14 protein-coding genes and 1 pseudogene are annotated in these 18,764 nt (G+C 72.7%); 5 read left to right on the top strand and 10 right to left on the bottom strand.

The window, feature by feature from the left end:
- The first annotated feature begins 146 nt into the window (after positions 1-146).
- Complete coding sequence (locus tag P3T39_RS22260; RefSeq protein ID WP_280700234.1) at positions 147-1,529, top strand: serine/threonine-protein kinase; 1,383 nt, start codon at positions 147-149, stop codon at positions 1,527-1,529.
- Between the two features lie 337 nt (positions 1,530-1,866).
- On the opposite strand, the gene P3T39_RS22255 is transcribed toward P3T39_RS22260, so the two are convergent.
- The 5 genes and pseudogenes from P3T39_RS22255 to P3T39_RS22235 form a co-directional block, all read right to left on the bottom strand.
- Entirely contained in the window at positions 1,867-2,208 is a 342-nt protein-coding gene (locus tag P3T39_RS22255; RefSeq protein WP_280700233.1) for a hypothetical protein, read from the bottom strand.
- Positions 2,209-2,638: 430 nt separating this feature from the next.
- Positions 2,639-3,889, bottom strand: a complete 1,251-nt coding sequence (locus P3T39_RS22250; RefSeq protein WP_280700232.1) for a glycosyltransferase — start codon at positions 3,887-3,889, stop codon at positions 2,639-2,641.
- A 134-nt stretch (positions 3,890-4,023) separates the two neighbouring features.
- A pseudogene (locus P3T39_RS22245) lies at positions 4,024-4,149 on the bottom strand (IS630 family transposase); the annotation flags it as partial.
- 481 nt (positions 4,150-4,630) lie between these two features.
- Positions 4,631-5,137 (bottom strand): carboxymuconolactone decarboxylase family protein, encoded by a 507-nt coding sequence (locus P3T39_RS22240; protein ID WP_280700231.1) that lies wholly within the window; start codon positions 5,135-5,137, stop codon positions 4,631-4,633.
- 31 nt (positions 5,138-5,168) lie between these two features.
- On the bottom strand, positions 5,169-5,606 hold the full coding sequence (locus P3T39_RS22235) for a hypothetical protein (RefSeq protein ID WP_280700230.1): 438 nt from the start codon (positions 5,604-5,606) through the stop codon (positions 5,169-5,171).
- Between the two features lie 213 nt (positions 5,607-5,819).
- Here P3T39_RS22235 and P3T39_RS22230 point away from each other — a divergent pair, with 213 nt between their 5' ends.
- Positions 5,820-6,902 (top strand): alpha/beta hydrolase, encoded by a 1,083-nt coding sequence (locus P3T39_RS22230; RefSeq protein WP_280700229.1) that lies wholly within the window; start codon positions 5,820-5,822, stop codon positions 6,900-6,902.
- A gap of 17 nt (positions 6,903-6,919) precedes the next feature.
- On the opposite strand, the gene P3T39_RS22225 is transcribed toward P3T39_RS22230, so the two are convergent.
- From P3T39_RS22225 to P3T39_RS22205, 5 genes are read right to left on the bottom strand one after another with little or no spacing between them, the layout of a single operon-like run.
- Positions 6,920-8,230, bottom strand: a complete 1,311-nt coding sequence (locus P3T39_RS22225; protein ID WP_280700228.1) for an FAD-dependent oxidoreductase — start codon at positions 8,228-8,230, stop codon at positions 6,920-6,922.
- Complete coding sequence (locus tag P3T39_RS22220; protein ID WP_280700227.1) at positions 8,227-9,072, bottom strand: ATP-binding cassette domain-containing protein; 846 nt, start codon at positions 9,070-9,072, stop codon at positions 8,227-8,229. Before P3T39_RS22220 ends, P3T39_RS22225 begins: the two co-directional genes overlap by 4 nt.
- A complete protein-coding gene (locus tag P3T39_RS22215) occupies positions 9,069-10,982 on the bottom strand; it encodes a dipeptide/oligopeptide/nickel ABC transporter permease/ATP-binding protein (protein ID WP_280700226.1) in 1,914 nt (637 codons plus the stop codon). The genes P3T39_RS22220 and P3T39_RS22215 overlap by 4 nt, the downstream gene beginning before the upstream one ends.
- A 6-nt stretch (positions 10,983-10,988) precedes the next feature.
- The gene (locus tag P3T39_RS22210; RefSeq protein ID WP_348534373.1) at positions 10,989-11,957 is read right to left on the bottom strand and encodes an ABC transporter permease; all 969 of its coding nucleotides are present in this window, start codon (positions 11,955-11,957) and stop codon (positions 10,989-10,991) included.
- A gap of 14 nt (positions 11,958-11,971) precedes the next feature.
- Positions 11,972-13,564, bottom strand: coding sequence for an ABC transporter substrate-binding protein (locus P3T39_RS22205; RefSeq protein ID WP_280700224.1), 1,593 nt, complete (start codon positions 13,562-13,564; stop codon positions 11,972-11,974).
- Positions 13,565-13,781: 217 nt separating this feature from the next.
- On the opposite strand from P3T39_RS22205, the gene P3T39_RS22200 reads away from it, so the two are divergent.
- The 3 genes from P3T39_RS22200 (at position 13,782) to P3T39_RS22190 (ending at position 18,725) form a co-directional block, all read left to right on the top strand.
- On the top strand, positions 13,782-15,482 hold the full coding sequence (locus P3T39_RS22200; protein WP_280700223.1) for a DUF885 domain-containing protein: 1,701 nt from the start codon (positions 13,782-13,784) through the stop codon (positions 15,480-15,482).
- A 392-nt stretch (positions 15,483-15,874) separates the two neighbouring features.
- Positions 15,875-16,231: a DUF5132 domain-containing protein gene (locus P3T39_RS22195; protein ID WP_280700222.1), complete on the top strand. Its 357-nt coding sequence runs from the start codon at positions 15,875-15,877 to the stop codon at positions 16,229-16,231.
- A 175-nt stretch (positions 16,232-16,406) separates the two neighbouring features.
- Entirely contained in the window at positions 16,407-18,725 is a 2,319-nt protein-coding gene (locus P3T39_RS22190) for an ABC transporter ATP-binding protein/permease (RefSeq protein ID WP_280700221.1), read from the top strand.
- Positions 18,726-18,764: the final 39 nt, after the last annotated feature.

Below are 18,764 nucleotides of genomic sequence, written 5' to 3'. Positions count from 1 at the left end.
TCCTGGACCGCATTCAGTAGCAGCAGAAGCGGGTCGGATCTTCGGCTGATCTGGCGGAGCGTCAGGCAGGGTTCTACGCTCATGGGCGAATGCGACGGGCGGTTGAGCCGTGAGGTATCCCGGTGGGGAGACGAGGGGAGTGCTTCGTGTCGAGGGCGGCGTTTCGGTTTCCTGCACTGCAGTCGAACGATCCGGGCAGTCTCGGGGGCTTTCGGCTGGTGGCGCGGCTGGGTGAGGGCGGTATGGGGCAGGTGTTCCTCGCCCTTTCCCCCGGCGGGCAGCCGGCGGCTGTGAAGGTGATCCGTAACGAGTTCGCCAGGGATGCGGAGTTCGGGCAGCGGTTCGCGCGCGAGGTGGGTGCCGCGCAGAAGGTGCGTGGCGCCCACCTCGCACCGCTGCTGGACGCCGATCCCCGAGCCGAGCGACCGTGGCTGGCCACGACGTACGTGGCCGGGCCGCCCCTGCGGGAGCTGGTGGTTGAGCACGGGCCGCTGCCGACCGGTCAGGTGATGCTGCTGGCCTGGGGCATCGCCCATGCCCTCGCCGACATCCACGCCGCGAAGGTGGTGCACCGGGACCTCAAGCCCGGGAACATCATGCTGGACGAGAGCGGTCCGAAGGTCATCGACTTCGGCATCGTCAAATCCCTGGCGCAGTCGGTGACCTACAGCAGCCACTCCACCCGGATCGGCACCCCGCTGTACATGTCGCCCGAGCAGGCCGCGGGCCGCGCCGTGGGCGCGGGCTCCGACGTCTTCGCTCTCGGCTCCACCCTGTACTTCCTCGCTACCGGCCGCGAGGCGTTCGCCGCGGAGAATGAGTGGGCCGTTGCCCACCGCGTCGTTGCTGACACCCCGGACGTCTCTGTCCTCGCCCCGCCGTTACGCCAGCTGATCACCGTCTGCCTGCACAAGGACCCTGCCCAGCGCCCGACACCGGTACGCGTGCAGAAGTGGTGTGAGGGGGAGCTGGGTGAAGCGCTCGGCCCGGGCGCCTGGATGGGCATCACCGGTGCCCGTGCGGCTATCCAGGAGCGCACCAGCGCTTTGCGAGCCCTCACCGCCCCTGACAGGGACGCGGCCGGCCCCGTCTCCAGCGATCAGCCCGGTTCTCCCAATGTCACCGCAGGCAACGAAGGAGGCAAGACGCCGAAGATCGGGCCTGTCGCATCGTCATCTCCCGCTTCGGTGCCAAACACTCAGAACCCATCGGAGCAGGCGCCGAAACCGACCGCGCTCGCCACGGTGCGCGATGTGATCGCCACACATGTGACGGAGATCCTCCTGGCAGCGGGGGCGCTCGTCTGGGCGACCTTCCTGCCGATCATGTCGGAGACCTGGAAGAAGGAGTCCTCCGGCACTCAAGTGGCACATGTGACCGAGGGCTTCAACTGGCACCACCCATGGGAACCAGTTCACAGCGGCATCCCCGAAGTGACAACGAGCTGGCAGGCGATACCCATCTGGATCATCGGCACAGTCGTCCAGGCTGCTCGTGAGTTCCTGACGGATGCCGGATCAGCCGGCTGAGCATTCGACGCGAGAGGACCGGACCGCCTCGACCTGGTCCTCCCCGCGCTCGCCGCCTCCCAGGGCCGGGCCCCCGGCATGGCCGGCGGCACCATCCAGGACCGGTGGGTCACCATCGTCGGCACCGACGCCGCCGCTTACTGGGGCCGTCCGGTTTCGACACCACCACCCGCGCCCTGCGCGTGCTCGTCGTGAAGTCCGTGTTCGTGACCAGGATCATCGCCGGTCCCTGACCCGGCGTCAGTGCTGCTCGAGAGGGTGGCCGGGCCACTCACACTCGAATCACGAAGGGCCCGGCCATCAGCGTACGGTCGCGAAGTTGGCCGCAGTCCTGACCTCAAATCAGGACGACGGCGACGAGCACCCAGAACGCCAACCCGGCGCCGACGCTGACCAGCACAGCTCGGGACGAGAACTGGCCCGGCGCCACCGTGGCCCAGGCCAGCGCACCGGTGAGCGTACCCATGAACGAGACCAGCAACAGGCGGCTCTGCCCTGTCGGTCCGAGGTCCAGCACTGGCCCCAGTCTGGACAGCACGAACGTGCAAGCCCACGCCACCACGCAGCTGACGGCGAACCAGGCACCCCACCTGCGTCGCTGCACTTCCGCGCCGCCGCCTTGGACCCACCAGTGCACGTCTGATCGGAGGCGGCTGTGCAGCCGCAGCAGCATGGTCACCGGCCCAGTCTGCCCGCGCCCACCTGCGCCTGTACGGTGTTCACCCGATCCGGCAGCGCCGACCAGCCGCCGCACCGGCCGCGACCCGAGCCCGTCCCGCAACGTCCTCGCCGGGCTGGTCGCCGAACGCGTCTGGGAGACCCCCACCGCCGGAGGCAGCGTCCTCGACCAGTGGGCCGACATCGCCCCCCGAACTCGTCGGCAAGATCCGCCCCGACCCACTTCGAACCGCGCGCCGGCTGCCTCGACCTACAGCCCTCCTCCCTCGCCTACGCCACCCAGCTGCGCCTGCTCGGCCGCCAGTTCCTCGCACGGATCAACGGCAAGATGGGTCGAACCGTCGTACGGGACCTACGCGCCCTCACGCCCCGCGCGGTTCCGGGCGCCGCCGGACTGCGGAACCAGCGGCCGGCCCGACGCACCACACGGTTCAGGCGGACACCGGCGGCCTCGCTCCGCCCGCCGCGCCGCCGACCGCTCCGCTGACCACGTCGAGCAGCAGCTTCGCCGCCACCACCGCCCCGTCGGTGCGGATCGCGCCGGCCACGGCCCTCGCCCGTGCGCGGGTCTCGGGAGTCAGGGCCGTCCCGAGCGCGGCCGACAGGGACTCGACGGTCGGCAACGGACCGTCGACTGTCGCGCCGACGCCCAGATCGGCCACCCGGCCGGCCCAGTACGGCTGATCCGCCGCCTGCGGTACCACCACCTGAGGAGCGCCGGCCCGGGCGGCCGTCGTCGTCGTACCCGCACCGCCGTGGTGCACGACGGCGGCCACCCGGCCGAACAGGGCCTGCTGGTTGACCTCGCCGACCATGAAGCAGTCATCCCGGTCGTCGATCAGGGCCAGGTCCGCCCAGCCGCGCCCGACGAGGACGCGGTGCCCCTGCGCGCGGACCGCCTCGATGGCTACCCGGGCGACGTCCGCCGAGACGCGGCGGGTGCTGCCGAGCCCGACGAACACCGGTGCCGCGCCGGCGTCCAGGAACGCCACCAGGTCGGCTGGCAGCGGCCGTTCGTCCGGCAGGATCCACGCGCCGGTGTGGACGACGTCGAGCTCCGAGGTCTCCTGCCACGGGTCCAGGGTCGGGTCCGACGCCAGCCACGGTCGGTCGGTGAGGACGAAGTCGCGGACGCTGTCCACCGGTGGCAGGCCCACCGACACCCGGTGGGCGTTGAGCGCCTCGCCGTGCAGCGTGTTGAAGAGCTGGGCGTTCAGGTCCCACAGCGCCCGGTTGTCCGTCACCTCCACTGGGAGCGACTGGCCCGGCAGCAGCATCGCCGGCGGCGCTTGGTGCGGTGTCGGCAGCAGGAACGAGCAGAAAGTCGCGTACACGTAGGGGATGCTCAGCTTCTCCGCCACCGAGCGCGAGGCGAAGTGCGCGAGGCCGGTCGCCAGCAGCGCGTCGCACCCCTCGGCCGCCGCGGCCACCGCGTCGAACTGGGCGGCAAATTCGGTCACCCGCCGCCCCGCCTCGGCGGCCGATGACGGACGCACCATCGTGCGCATCGGCCGGCCGATCGGCACCAGCGGCAGGCCGACCCGGGCCAGTAGCTCCACGAAGTCCTCGTCCGGCGGCGCGCACACCCGCACTTCCGCGCCGAGTTCCCGCAACTGGACGGCGAGTTCCACCAGCGGTTCGACGTCCCCCCGCGAGCCGTACGTCGACAACAGCACACGCATTCTGCGCCCCCATTTCCGTAGCTTCCGGGCCGGCTTCCGGCCCAGGTCGACGATTCTGCGGCACCACCGGGGCCTTGCCGCAAGGCCCCGGGTGCGTTATATGTTGATCACGGCGAGGAGGTGCTGATCTCCTCGCCGGTGGCCACGTCCAGGGCTGCGAACAGGGTCGTGATGCCGTGGCGGACGTAGTCGTGGGTGCGGCGCTCGGGCATGCCCGGCATCATCGGCAGCACCGGTGCCGAGCGGTCCAGCGCCTGGACGCCCAACGCTGACCTGGCTCGGACCTCGGCCTGCAGGCCACCCGAGAAGCACCCCGAGCGCCCCTCAGGCCGATCAACGCTCCGGCCATCCGATCTCGGTGTCTACGTGCGGTTTACCCAGGCAGCCCAGATATTTTTCGACCCGGGCCTCGATCTTCTGACTCGGGAGCCGCGGATACCGCGTGAGGAGACCGAGTCAGCCCTGACTGCTAATCAGACGACTGGGGTGTTGCGGCATGTCTGACGTACGGGACTCGAACAACGAGACGGGGCGACACCCGGGCCGTGACCGAGGCCAGCCCGGCGGCGGAGTAGGAGGAGGGGTCCCCGTCATCGACGCCCCCGAGGGCTTCAGCGCGGCCTCCTCGGTGAACACCCGCGGCCTCATGGATCAGGGAGCCATGTAGCACGCTCCCGCAGGTGCCACTCGCCTCACCGCGTCCGGGCAAGGGCCCCGTTCGGGTCCCTTGCCCGGACGATCTCACTTCCAGGGATCGGTGAATGAGCGGCCTGGCACGGGCTTGGCGATGAGCGCCACGGGGATGAAAAAGCTGACCTGCCCGATTGCGAACGTCAGGGTGGCGAGCGCCCTGGCGTCATAGTGTTCGCACGCCTGGGCGTACAGCTCGTCGGAGACCCTGTCGCCGTGGGCGGACGGCTGGAGCACCGCTTCCACCAGGGCCAGTGCGGCACGCTCGGCACTGGTGAAGTACGGGGAGTCCTGCCAGGACGCCACCGACGTGATCCGCTCTTCGGACACCCCGGCCTTGCGCAGGAAGCCGGTGTGCAGCACGGTCAGGTAGGTGCTGGCGACGATCTGACCGGCACGCAGCTGGACCAGGCTGATCGTGGTGCGCGGTACCGAGCCGTTGCCGGTGGCCTTGAACAGCGCCGCCGACACCTCCGCCAGCTCCGGGACGAGCTGCGCGGGGTCCTCGGACATCCGGGGAACCATCGGCACCTCTGCTGTGATCGAACGCGTTTCCATGGGCTGTCTCCTCAGGGCTTTCACGGTGCTGTCACTGCCTTGACGGATCACGACAGAGAAATGTGACCGATGGACGGCAGGCATCGACGCTGTCGCCCGCACCGCCCCCGCCACCGCCCGCCAGGACCAGGCCCTGCGTAACCGGCGCGAGCCCGAGGAGCACTTCGCCGACGCCGACGCCGACGCCGACGCCGACGCCGACGCCGACGCCGACGCCGACGCCGACGCCGACGCCGACGCCGTCGCCGTCGCCGTCGCCGTCGCCGACGCCGCCCAGGCCGACCACGAGCAGCGCGCTGCTCGTGCCGCGACCACCATCAGCAGCCGGGTCCTCGCCGAACGCCGGGCCCGCGCCGCCAAGGCCGAGCGAGCCGGTGCCGTCCCGCTGCGTCGGCTCCGCCGGCCGGTGCCCACCCGCGGTACCGCGTGACGTCCGGTTCGCCCCCAGACCGGCGTGCTCCGCTTCCATCGGCGGTCGACGGGAGCCTCGTACGGAATCCGTGAGCTGGCACCGCCTCGTCGTCCAGTCGGGGACGATGCGAGATGTGCGGCGGTCACCCCAGGTATCCGGAGATGAGCGGTGTGCCCGTGGTCGGCTGCGACCCGCGGGCGCGCGTCCGGGCGTACGGATCGGGGAAGGAGTTGGGTGGCGATAGGTTTCGAGTGCTGCCGCGGAGGGCCGATGCGCCGGGATGGGCGGGTCCCGAACTCCTTGCTCGCGCTGCTGAGCCGGGACTGGCTGGGGTTGCCGGTCGCGCTGCTGGTGGTGGGGGTGGGCGGCGGTCTCTTAGGGCTGGACGCGGGGTGGGCCCCGGCGCTCGGTAGCGTCGTGGTGGCTGTCGGTGTGGTGTTGTTGGCGGGGGCTTCGCGCCACCTGGTGTCGGTGGCCCGCGAGGCGCGGGCGCATCCGCCGCCGGGGCGGCTGGTGGACGTGGGTGGCCACCGGATGCACGTGTTGGCAGAGGGGGAGGCCGCGGGCGGGCCGACGGTCGTCTGGATGCCCGGAGGGCACGCCCCCGGTGACGAGTTCCGGCAGCTGCACACGATGATGGCGGCGCGGACCCGCTCCGTCCTGGTCGACCGGCTCGGCACGGGCTGGAGCGATGTCGGGTCCTTCCCGCGGACGACGGCGGCCGAGGCCGAGGAACTGCTGGCCGCGCTGGCGGGCGCGGGGGAGCGCGGCCCGTTCGTGTTGGTCGGCCATTCCTTCGGCGGGCTGCTGGTCGCGAACACGGCGAGGCGGCGGCCCGACCTGGTGGCCGGACTTGTGCTGCTGGACCCGACGCCGCTGGACGTCATTGCCTTCGCACCGCGCAACGCGCTGGTCGCGGGGATGCGCCGGAAGCAGCTGCTGATGGCGGTGCGGCATCTGTTCGGTGCACACCGTGGCCGTGGCGGCCGGACCGGCGTGGACTGCGCTGCCGCGTCGATCTTCGCGGAGCTCTCGCCGTCAGGCCTGGCGAGGGTGGGCTGGGAGGCCGTGGTCTATGACGGGGACCTCGGAGACCTCCCGCTGCTGCTGGTCACGCCCCGGGATCTCACGGGCGGCGAGATGGTCCTGGATGCTGCCCGGGATGCCGTTGAGGCCGAGCGGATACGGCGCTTCTACCTCGTCACCAGAACCCGCTATCTGGCGACGTCGTCCGCGGCGCGGGCGATCCACACTCCCGACGGCACCGGCCACAACTTCCCTCAGGAGGTGCCCGAGTTCGTGGTCGATGCGGTCTGGGGTCTGGTCCGGGAACTGGGTGCGGAGCCGCGTTGACCGCAGCCGGTGGGTGGTCAGCCCATGACGGTGCGGGAGGTGCCCGCACCGACCGGGCGTCGGCGGGAGAAGGCGCCGAGGTCGACGACGTTCCCGGTGTGTTCGCAGCGGTGGCGGACCGGTTCGTGGTCGTGGTCGTGGCCGGCCTCGACCCGGTCGACCAGGGCCGCGAGGAAACGGCCCACCAGCGGGGCGTTCTTGAACTGGTTGCCACTCGTGCCCATGGCGACGTAGTACCCGTCGAGGGCGGTGCGGTCGTAGATCGGAGTCCAGTCGTCGGCGACGTCGTACACGCCGGCGATGCCGGTGGGCCGGTTGGGGACGGTGAGCCCGGGGAAGCGGCGGGCCGCCCGGGTCACCTGGGCCCGGAAGCGGTGGACGGTGGGGCGGGGGTCGGCCTCGTCGGGATCGTCGATCCACTCCAGTGGGTCACAGGCCGGCTGGGTGCCGCCGATGAGGAGGTGGCCGCCGGTGGCCGCCCGCAGGTAGGTGCCGAGGTCGGGGTCGGCGATCACCGGGCCGGGGCCCGGCCCGGTGCCGCAACCGCCCGGTGCGGCGACCTGGTGGACCTCCTGGCGGAGCGGACGCACGCCAATGGTGAAGTCGCCTCCGACGCCCGCCAGCCGGTTGAGGCCCCCCGACCACGGACCGGCGGCGTTGACGACGACCGGCGCGGCGATCCTTCCGCCGTCGGCGAGCCGGATGCCCGTCACCCGGTCGGCGCGCCGGTCGACGCCCACCACGGTGTGGTGGAACAGGAACCGCGCGCCCAGCTCGGCCGCCGCGTCCGCGAGGTTCTGCGCGGCGAGCTGAGGGTCGTCGACGAACCCTGCGTCGGGGGTGAACAGGGCGCCGAGCTCGCCGGTGGGGCCGGCGAAGAAGGCGTCGTGGTCCACCGGCTTCGGCGGACCGTAGCGCCCGGGGTCGATCCCGGGGAGGTGCCTGCGGAGCGTCGCGGCGTCCCACCGCTCGTACGGGACGCCGGCGCGGTCGAACAGGGCGGCGACGCCCGACGGTGCGGGGCCGGGGGCGTCGAGCAGCACGGCTCCGGTGCGCCGGAAGGCGGCGAGCGGGCGGCGGGTGGTCAGCCGCAGATGCTCCGGCCACGTCGCCCAGAGGTGGCGGGCCTCCCAGGCCGTGGCGACGCCGTCGAAGGCGGAGTAGTTGAACCGGATGATCGCGCTGGACGCGCTGGTGGAGCCGTGGCCCGCGGCCCCGCCCTTGTCCACGACGACGATCTGCCGTCCGGTGCGCGCGAGTTCGAGAGCGACGGCGGCGCCGATCACACCGGCTCCGACCACCACCGCGTCCGGTTGACCGACGGTCATGACAGCTTCTCGTCCGGCAGGGCCGGCAGGGCAGGCAGGGCCGGCAGGGCGGGCGCGGCAGGCTCGCCTGGCGGCGGGGCGTTCAGGATCGGCACGGAGGTGAGCAGTGCCCGGGTGTACGGGTGCTGCGGGTCGCGCAGGAGGGCCGTGGTGGGGGCCGTCTCGACGATCCGGCCGCGGTGCATCACGGCCACCACGTCGGAGACGTAGCAGACCGCGGGGAGGTTGTGGCCGATGAACAGCATGGACAGGCCCAGTTGACGCTGCAGCCGGCGGATCGTGTTGAGGACGGACGCCTGCACCGAGACGTCGAGCGCCGAGGTGATCTCGTCAGCGATCAGGACGTCCGGCTCGACGGCCAAGGCGCGGGTGATGGCCACCCGTTGACGTTGCCCGCCCGACAGCTGGCGCGGCAGGCGGTCGGCGAGCCGCGGATCCAGGCCGACGAGGTCGAGCAGGCCGGCGACGCGCTCGGAGCGGGCCCGCCGGTCGAGCCGGCGGAAGGCGGTGGCCGCCTCTTCGAGCGTCTGGCGGACCGTCATCCGGGGATCGAGCGCGGTGTCCGGGTCCTGGAAGACGACCTGGACCCGGCGGCCGAGGTGGCGCCGGGCGCGGACGGTACGGCCACCGACCTCGCGGCCGTCGAGGATGATACGGCCCCCGGACAGCGGTGTCAGCCCGACGACGGCGCGGGCCAGGCTCGACTTCCCCGAGCCGGACTCGCCCACCAGCCCGACCGTCGTGCCGGCCGGGATGTCCAGGGAGACGCCGTCCACCGCGGTGACCGGGCCGTGTGGCCCGTCGTACCGGACGGTGACCTGGCAGAGCGTCAGGGCGGTCATGAGGCGGTCGCCTTCGCCGGTGCCGGCAGCGGGTACCAGCACGCGACCCGGTGCCCGGGGTCCAGGTCGGTCAGCGCCGGGACGTCCTCGGCGCAGCGGTGCCGCCGGTGGGGGCAGCGCGGCTGGAACGGGCAGCCGGCGGCGGGCGCGAGCGGATCGGGCGGTCCGCCCTCGACGGTGCGCAGCGGCCGGTCGCGGTCCGCGGTCAGGTCCGGTACGGACTCGACCAGTGCCCGGGTGTAGGGGTGGCGGGTGGCGGTGGCCAGGCGGTCCGCCGGCAGGCTCTCGACGACCGTCCCGGCGTACATCACCAGGACGCGCTCGCACAGCCCGGCCACGAGCGCGACGTCGTGGCTGATGAACAGCACCGCGGCGGAGGTGTCCCGCCGGACGTCGGAGAGCAGCTCGGTGATCTGCCGCTGCACCGTGACGTCGAGTGCCGTCGTCGGCTCGTCGGCGATGATCAGGGCCGGCCGCACCATCAGGCCGGATGCGATCATCACGCGCTGGCGCTGGCCGCCCGAGAGCTGGTGGGGGCGCGAGCGCAGGAGGGACGGCGGCAGGGCGACCCGTCGCAGGGCGGCCTCGGCCTGCGCGGCGGCCTCCGTGCGGCTTGCGCCGCGGTGCGTGCGGATCGCCTCGGTGAGCTGGGTGGCGATCCGGAGCGACGGGTTGAGTGCCGATGCCGGGTTCTGGAAGATCACCGCCAGCCCGGTCGCGAGGTGGTGGTGGCGTTCCTTCCGTGTCATGGCGGTGAGGTCGGCGCCGAGCAGGCGGTGCGTCCGCCGGCCGACCCGGGCGTGTTCGGGCAGTAGGCCGGCGAGCGCGAGGGCGGTGAGCGACTTGCCGGAGCCGGACTCGCCGACGAGCCCCACGATCTCCCCGGCCCGCAGGGAGAGGCTGACGCCTCGGACCGGCCGGATCACTCCGGCGGGGGTGGGGAGTTCGATCGTGAGGTCCTCGACCTGCAGAACGTGATCCTGCAGAACGTGATCGTCCCCGGCCGGTCCGTCCGGTACGGGCAGAGGCGCAGGCAGGGTTGCGGGCAAGGGTGCGGTCGGTGGCGACTGCGGTGCGTGGGCGCGCCGGGCGGCGCTCCCGGCCAGGACCTCGCCGAGCAGTTGGAACGTCAGGGCCGCGTAGAGGATGGCCAGGCCCGGCGCGAGGGCGGGCAGTGGCTGAGCGTATACGCGGTCCAGCCCCTGGTTGAGCAGCTGCCCCCAGTCGTAGGCGGGCGGCTGCACGCCGAGCCCGAGGAAGCTCAGTCCGGCGAGCGCGACGAGCGCCGTGCCCGCGGCCATGGTGGTGCTCAGCAGCAGCGGCTCGGCGATGTTGGGCAGGACGTGCCGCCGGAGCAGGCGGTGCCGGCGCAGGCCGAGGACGCGGGCCGCGGCCAGGTAGTCGGTGCCCGAGACCCCGGCGGCGAGCGTCTGGGCCAGCCGGGCGAAGCCGGGGACGGACGCGACGGCGAGGGCGAACAGCGCGCCGCCCGCGCCCGCGCCGAGGACGACCGCGAGGAAGAGCGCGACCAGGAGGGCGGGGAAGGCGAGCAGGAGGTTGATCAGCGTGGCGAGCCACCGGCGGGTGCGCGGGCCGACGACGGCGGTGGACGCCCCCAGGACGACGCCGCCGGCCGCGCCCAGCAGGGTCGCCGAGAGCGCGAGCAGGAGGGAGGGCCGGGCGGCGGTCAGTACCCGGGCGAGCAGGTCCCGCCCGAGGTTGTCGGTGCCGAAGGGGTGCGCGGCGGACGGGCCCTGCAGCACCGCCGAGGGGTCGGGACGGTCGGCTGCCGCACCCCAGACGAGCGGACCGGCGAGCGCGAGCAGGACCAGCGAGGCCAGCATCGTCGCCGCGACCCATGCCAGGGGTGAGGACGGCAGGCTCCGCCGGGACCGGGTGGGAACGGACATCGGGCCTCACATCTCCCGGATCGCCGAGCGCGGGTCGAGCAGCGCGAGCAGCCCGTCGACCAGGAGGCCGGCGAGTAGCACCGTCGTGCCCAGGATCAGCACCATCGCCTGGACCACCGGATAGTCCTGCGCGACCACGGACTGGGCCATCGCCGACCCGATACCGGGCCAGGCGAACACCTTCTCGACCAGCACGGTGCCGGCGATCATGGCAGGCAGCAGGCTGCCGGCGACGGTGAGCGCGGCGGTCGCCATGTTCGGCGCCGCGTGCCGCAGGTAGCGGCGGGCGGGGGAGAGCCGCTTCCCCCGGGCGGTGCGCATGTAGTCCTCGGCGAGCACCTTCAGCGCCTCCACCCGGACGACGCGCGCCAGGACGGCGGTGGGGGCGAGGGAGAGGGCGAGCACGGGGAGGACGAAGGACTCCGCGCCCGCGGTGCCCGCCACCGGGAGCAGTTCCAGGCCGACGGCCAGCAGCGCGCTCAGCCCTGCGGCCAGCACGAAGTCCGGCACGCTGGCGAGGCCGGCGGTCACCGCCGTGAACGCCAGCTCAGCGCGCGGGCGTCGCCCGTCGCGGGTGTGGACGGCGGCGACCAGCCCGCAGGGCAGGGCGACGGCGAGGGTGACGAGGAACGCCGGGAGCGCGATGTCGAGGGTGGCCGGGAGCCGGGTCCGGACCAGTTCCGCGACGGGTGTCCCGGTGATCAGGGAGGCCCCCATGTCGCCGTGCAGGAGTCCACCCAGGTAGTGCCGGTACTGGGCCAGGAAGGGCTGGTCGAGGCCGAGTTGATGCCGGCGGGCGGCCACCAGGGCGGGCGGGGCGTCGACGCCCAGGGCGGCGCGCACCGGGTCGCCGGGGACGAGCCGGATCATCGCGAAGGACGCGGTGAGCACGACGCCCAGGGAGAGGACCAGCCGGGCCGAGCGGCGGACGCAGAACGCCGTCCACGGGTGCCGCGGCAGCAGGGATACGGACACGTCGCTCACCCCGGTCATCGGTGCAGGCGGATGCTGGTGGGGACGATGGCGCCGCCGAAGGTGGTGGCGAAGGTGGTGCGGTAGCCGTAGACGGTGCTCTCGCCGTCGGCGATCGGCAGGGCGTCGGCCGAGCGGAACAGTGCGGCCGCGGCCCGGTTCCAGGTGCCGCAGCCGGTCGTGTCCGTCTCCTGGAGCGCCTGGGCGACGAGGGCGTCGTACGCGGGGTCGGCGACCTCGGCGAAGTTGAGTCCCTGGGCGGGGGGCGGTCCGGAGAAGAACGGGACGAAGCCGGCCGGAAGCAGGAATCCCGGCGTGCTGCCGATCACGACGTCGAAGTCGCCGGTCTGGTACATCGCGTTGACCAGCGCGGGCAGGCCTTCGCTGACGAGCCGGACGTCCGCGCCGAGCGCCGTCCACTCCCGGGCCATCAGCTCGGCCACGGACGGCAGTGTCGAGCCGAGGTCCGGGCTGGTGATCAGGCGCAGCCGCAGCGGGAAGCCGTCCTTGGCCAGCCGGCCGTCGGCGGCCCTGGTCCAGCCCGCGGCGCGCAGCGCCTCGGCGGCGTCCTGGACGGGCAGGTTGGCGGCCGCGAGATCCGAGTGGCAGACGGCGCCCACCGCGCCGAAGTCGGTGGCGGGCCGGCCGGTGCCGCCGACGGCGACGTTGGCGAGCCCCTGGCGGTCCAGCGCGGCCACCAGGGCCCGGCGGACCGCCGGGTCGTTGAGGGGGCGGCCCGGGCGCTGGTTGAAGAAGGTCAGTCCGACCACGGTCGCCACGTCGGTGGTGGCCAGGCCGCGGCCGGCGAGCCGGGAGCGGTCCGGTCCGCGGACCGTCGCGATGTTGACGCCCCCGGTGAGCAGCAGGTTCGCGGCGGTGGACTCCTGCGGTACCACGGAGACGACGATCCGGGCGGGCAGCCCGGGCGTCGCGGTCGTCGCCCCGGCCGGGCCCCACGTGTAGCCCTCGCGCACCGTGAACTCGTACGGCCCGCCGGCGGTGTACCCGGTCAGGACGTATGGGCCGGTGCCTGCGGTGCCCCGGTCCAGCGACTGCGGCCGGTCCAGGCCGGCGGGGCAGACGATGGGCAGCAGGCCGAGCGTGCGGGTGACGAACGGGTAGGGGGCGGCCATCGTCGCCGACACCGTGCCGGCCGCGTCGTCGGCGGTCACGGTGAACGGGACGCCGGGCAGCACGCTCTGCGCGCCGGCGAGTTGGTGGGCCGGGTCGGCCGCGTAGGACAGCGAGCGGGCCACCGCCGAGGGGGTGAGGGGCGTGCCGTCGGAACACGTCACGTCCGGACGGAGGGTGAACGTGGCCGAGGTGGTGGTGGCCCGCCAGGCCGTCGCCAGGCCGGAGACGAGCGTGCCGTCGGGGGAGACGTTGACCAGGGAGTCGTAGGCGTAGCGGGCCGGGCCGTTGCCGAAGGCCGAGTACGGGTTGAAGCTCGGCGTCTCGTTGGCCGCCGCGATCCTGACGGTCCCGCGCTCCACGACCGGGGTGGTGGTCGAGGAGCGGGCGGTGCCGCCGCATCCGGCCAGAACGGCGGCCGCGGCGGTGACGGCGGCCGTCAGCGTCACCGGGACGGGGCTACGGGGCACGGCGCCCATGGTGCCACCGCCGATCCGTCGTGCACCCCGACCTTCTTGCCCGGAGGCCGGTTTCGGACCGGGTCCCGAAACCCTCCGGCCCGCCCTGTCCCTTGGTTCCCGCCCCCGGGGCCCGCGCGGGGAACCGGTGGTCACATTTCACTCGTCCGGGGGACATCGCCGCCCGGCGGTCCGCCATCCGGCCACCCCCGCTGTGCCGCGTCGCCACACTGTCCGTATGAGGACGGACGAACCCGGCCGCGAGATCGGTCATCTGGCGGCCTGCTACTGGGAGTTCTTGCTGGAGCGCGATCCGCTGCTGCGGGTCCGGCGGGGGCTCCCGGTCGAGACTCTGCCCGGGGTGTCGGTCGCGGAGGCGGACGAACGGGCGCGGTTCGGGGCGGGCGTGCTGGACCGCCTCCGGTCGATCGACGACGCGGAGCTGTCCGGCACCGATGCGGATACCGCCGCGTTCGTCGCGGCCTTGGCGGAGCAGGAGCTTCGGGCCCGCCGCTGCTACTGGCTGACCCCCGCCGCCACCCCGTACCGGCTGTTTCCGCTGGTGCAGTACGCCGACACCGTCCTCGCCCCCTTCCGCTTCGACGAACGGGCCGACTCCGAGCGGTACTTGGTCCTGGTGCGCGAACTCGCCCGGGTGGTCGGCACGATCCGCGACAAGACGGCCGGGCAGGCGGCGCGCGGCGTCCGCATCCCGGCCCCGGCCCTGGCCGGCGCCCGCGCCACGATCGTCGGCCTGCGGGCCTTGCTGGCACGCCGGGTGGAGGTCGACGAGGACCGGCTCGGGCCCGCGGACCGCGCCGGACTGCGGGACGGGGTACGGCGGCTGGTGACGGGCGAGGTGGAGCCGGCGTTCGACGGGCTGCTCGCCGTCCTCGACGATCCCGCCTACCGGCGCGGCGCGGCGGAGGGCGTCGGCTGGGCGCAGTACGAGGGTGGTGAGGAGGCGTACCGGGAGTTCATCCGGACCCACACAGCCGAGGACGCGTCGCCCGAGCGGCTGCACGCGCTCGGCCTCGACCACTGCCTCGAGCTGGCCGAGCGGATGCGCGAAGTCCGCGCCGCGCTCGGATTCCCGGGTGGCGAGGAGGACTTCCACGCCCGCCTGCGGACCGAGCCCCGCCTCCACGCGAGAACGCCCGAGGAGGTCGAGGCCCGCTACCGCGGCCACCTCGACCGCCTGGCTCCGCTGCTGCCGCGGTGGTTCGCCACCCTGCCGGCGGCCCCCTACGGGCTGGCCCGGTTGGATCCGGCGCTGGAGGCGGGGATGACCTTCGGGTACTACGAGCAGCCGACCCCGGCCGGCCCCGTCGGACGCTACCGCTACAACGGCTCGGACCTGGCGAACCGGTCACTGCTGGGCGCGGCCTCCCTGATCTACCACGAGCTGGCGCCCGGGCATCACTTCCATCTCGCCCGGCAGGCGGAGAGCCGGGTGCTGCCCGAACTGCGGCGGGAGGTCGTCGAGTTCGGCGGGTTCAACGAGGGCTGGGCGGAGTACGCGGCCGGACTCGGCTGGGAGATGGGCCTCTACGACGACCCGTGGGACGCGTACGGGCGCCTCGCGCAGGAGCGGTTCACCTCGCAGCGCCTCGTCGTCGACACGGGGCTCAACCTCGGGACGATGACCCTGGAGGAGGCGCGGGCGTTCATGCGCGCCAACTCCACCGAGTCGGACCGGCAGATCGCCTCCGACCTGCTGCGCTACTCGACCGACCTCCCGGGGCAGGCGCTGTCGTACCGCGCCGGGTATCTGGAGTTCAGCCGGCTGCGGGCCCGGGTCGAAGAGGACCAGGGGGCCGGTTTCGATGTCCGCGCCTTTCACGAGGTGGTGCTGAGCGGTGGCGGACTGCCGTTCCCGGCCCTGCGGCGGCGGGTGGCGCGCGAACTCCGTGCTGAAGAGACCGAGCGAATAGGCTGAAAATCCTTCCGGTAAATTCATCGGCCCCGGAGGATGTGTGTGATTGTCGAAAGCGTTGCGGCCCGCTCCGGTCGGCGAGTCGAAGAGTACACGCACGGGTGAAATGCGACTTGGCTGTTTGGCCTCGACCGACATGAATCGACTACGCTGCTGAAAAGCGGGCGGTGGTCTCACGGTTGTGGACTCGGACACGTGAACAGTTCGTCGAGTCTTCAGGGTCGATTCCGTGCGAGAGACCGTCTCGGTTCTTCGGCGGAATATCCGGCTTGCTCGGCGTGGCGCGGATCGTGAATTCCGGTGTGGGTGATTCCGTCCGCCTAACCGTGTGCTGCTCCGGTATTCGCAGTGTCTGGAGTCCCTGTCGCACGTATACGTAGAGAGGATGGAGAGCTATGCCGCCCGTCGTACCGCCCTTCCTGGTCGGCCTCATCGTCGCACCGCTGGCCAAGCGTGTCCTCAAGCCGCTGATGCGAGGCGTCGTCAAGACGTCCGTGGGGCTGGTTCTTGAGGTGAAGAAGGCCGCCCACGAGGCCGGGGAGAACATCCACGACCTCGCGGCCGAAGTGGCCGCCGAGATGGTGGCCGCACAGATCGCCGTGGGAGAACCCGTCGGTCATGCGGCCGCCGGTCCGAGGGTCGCCGCCGGCGGCGACCCGAACGGTGGTAGGGACGATGCCGCCGGCCGTTCCGAGGACGAGGCCAGGACGCCCAAGATCCGTGCCACAGCAGGTGCCGGCAAGGCGAACTGAGCCGGGCCGGACGAGAGGTCTCCGTGTGGGCGCCTTGTTTCCCGGTGCGCCCATACGGCGGCCGATCGACTCTTTTGAACCGAACCATCCTCCCTGACCGAATTTCCGTTCCGTCGCAGTGCTCCGCCGTGTCCGCGGCGGGATTCGCGACCTCCGCAAACAGGTGATCGTACACATGCCATCTCTGCTGGGTGCCGCAGCCGGATACCGCTCCGGGGATTTGGATGTGCGCCCGCGCTCGGTCATTCCGGGTCGGCAGCGCTGGGACGTCAAGCTGGTGCTCGGACGGCCGCAGGTCGCCGAGGTGCTCGCGGCGGCCCTTCGACGGATTCCCGGCATCACCGAGGCACAGGCCAGCCCGATCACCGGAGGGGTTCTCGTTCGCCACGACGCGAGCGTGACCGCCACGGACGTCAGCCGGCTCGTCCGGCGGGCGGTCGCGTTGTTCGCGGAGAACGCCACCAGAGGCATTACCGGAAGCGCTGCCGGAGCCGGCAGTCCGGCGCCGGCGCGGCCCGCCGGGCCGCGTGCTCCGCGGGCGGAGCGCGTCGGGGTCCGCCCTGTGCTGGCCGTCACGGGCGGGGTCGCGACCGGCGTGGCGCTGGTGCGCGGGTCGGCGTTGACCAAGCAGCTGGCGGCGCTGGGCGCCGTGGCGACTGCCACCGTGGTGGTGGTCCGGCGGGCCTGGCGCAGAACCGTCGACGAAGCCCGGGCGTCGTCCGCACCCGAAGCCGCCCGCCACCCCCTGCTGGAGGTCGTCGGTCCGCACCGCCGGCGGCTCTACCGGGCCTCCGCGCTGTCGGTCGCCTGCCAGCTCTCGGAGATGGCGCTCGGCACCTTCCTCGGCTGGACTGCGCTGGTGCTCATCAAGGGCCAGGCGGCGCCGCTGGTCCGCCTCGGCCTGACCACGGCCTCTGCTCAACTCTGGGCGCTGGCCGGGTCGGTGGCCGTCGCCTGCGCCGCAGTGGCGGGGCTCGCCTACGCCTCGGGCACCCAGTGGCGCAAGCTCGGCCAGGAGGTCCAGCACGACTGGCGCAACCGGACCTACGCCCACGTGGAGCAGCTGGAGCTGCGGCACCTGGAGGGCGAGCGGACCACCAGGGTGGCCGGCGTGCTGATGGACGATGTCGGCCAGCTCGGCACCTTCTTCGCCACCTCGGCGAACGACGTGCTGCAACTGGGCAGCAGCCTGCTCATCCTGGTGCCGCTCTTCCTGCTGCTGGCGCCGCAGATCGCCTGGATCTCCTTCCTGCCCATCCCGGTCATCGCCTGGCTGTCGTTCCACTACCACGACCGGGTCGCCGCCGACTACGCCGTCTCCAGCGAGCACCGGGCCAGGCTGCACAGCCAGTTGGTCAACAACCTGGAGGCGAGCGCCACCGTCAAGAGCTTCTGCACCGAGGAGTACGAGGCGGCGCGCGTCGACCACCTCGGCGAACTCGCCCAGCGGAGCAACGAGCAGACCGACCGCAGTACCATCCGGCACGCGGAGATCGTCCGGGTCACCACCACCAGCTCGATGGCCGGCACCCTGCTGCTCGGCGGCCGGTCCGTGCTCAACGGCTCGCTGCCGTTCGAGGTGTTCAGCCCGCTGATCGGCCTGCCCCAGATGGTGCTGCTGCGGATGAACCGCCTCGGTGGCATCGTCGACCAGTACCAGCGGACGCTGGCCGCCTACGACCGCGTGCAGCGGCTGCACGCGCTGCCGGTGGAGACCGACGGCACCGGCGGGCCGCTCGACGCCGAGCAGGTCAAGGGCGAGCTCGTCCTCGACCAGGTGACCTTTGCCTACCCCGGCCGGCCGCCGGTGCTGGAGGACCTCTCGCTGACCATCGCGGCCGGCCGGACCACCGGCATCGTCGGGGCCACCGGCTCGGGGAAGACGACCATCGCCAAGCTGCTGATGCGGTTCCAGGACGCGGAGTTCGGCAGCGTCCGGCTCGACGGCCGGGAGCTGCGCGAGCTGCCCCGCCGGGGCGTCCGGGAGGCGATCGGCTTCGTCGCCCAGGACCCGTTCCTCTTCGACGGCACCATCGCCGAGAACATCCGCTACGGCAGCTTCGAGGCCCCGGAGCAGGCCGTGGTGAACGCGGCCCGGATGGCCGAGGCACACGCCTTCATCGCCTCGCTGCCGGACGGCTACGACACGATGATCGGCGAACGCGGCGCCGCCCTGTCCGGCGGCCAGCGGCAGCGCATCGCGCTGGCGCGGGCGATCCTCAAGGACTCGCCGGTCGTCATCCTGGACGAGGCCACCTCCGCCGTCGACAACGAGACCGAGGCCGCCATCCAGCGCACCCTGCGCGGCTTCGCGGCCGACCGGACGATGGTCATCATCGCCCACCGGCTGTCCACCATCCGCCACGCGGACCGGATCTACGTCATGGACAAGGGCGGCGTGGTGGCCGAACAAGGCACCCACGACGAACTGCTCGCGCAGCGCGGGCTCTACGCATCCCTCTGGCACCTCCAGGCCGGAGAACTCGCCGCCTGACCGCAGGAGTTCGCGCAACCCCCGAGTCGCCGACCGCGT

Source organism: Kitasatospora sp. GP82 (genome assembly GCF_029892105.1).
Taxonomy (GTDB): domain Bacteria; phylum Actinomycetota; class Actinomycetes; order Streptomycetales; family Streptomycetaceae; genus Kitasatospora.
This window is presented reverse-complemented; position numbering and strand designations above follow the sequence as displayed.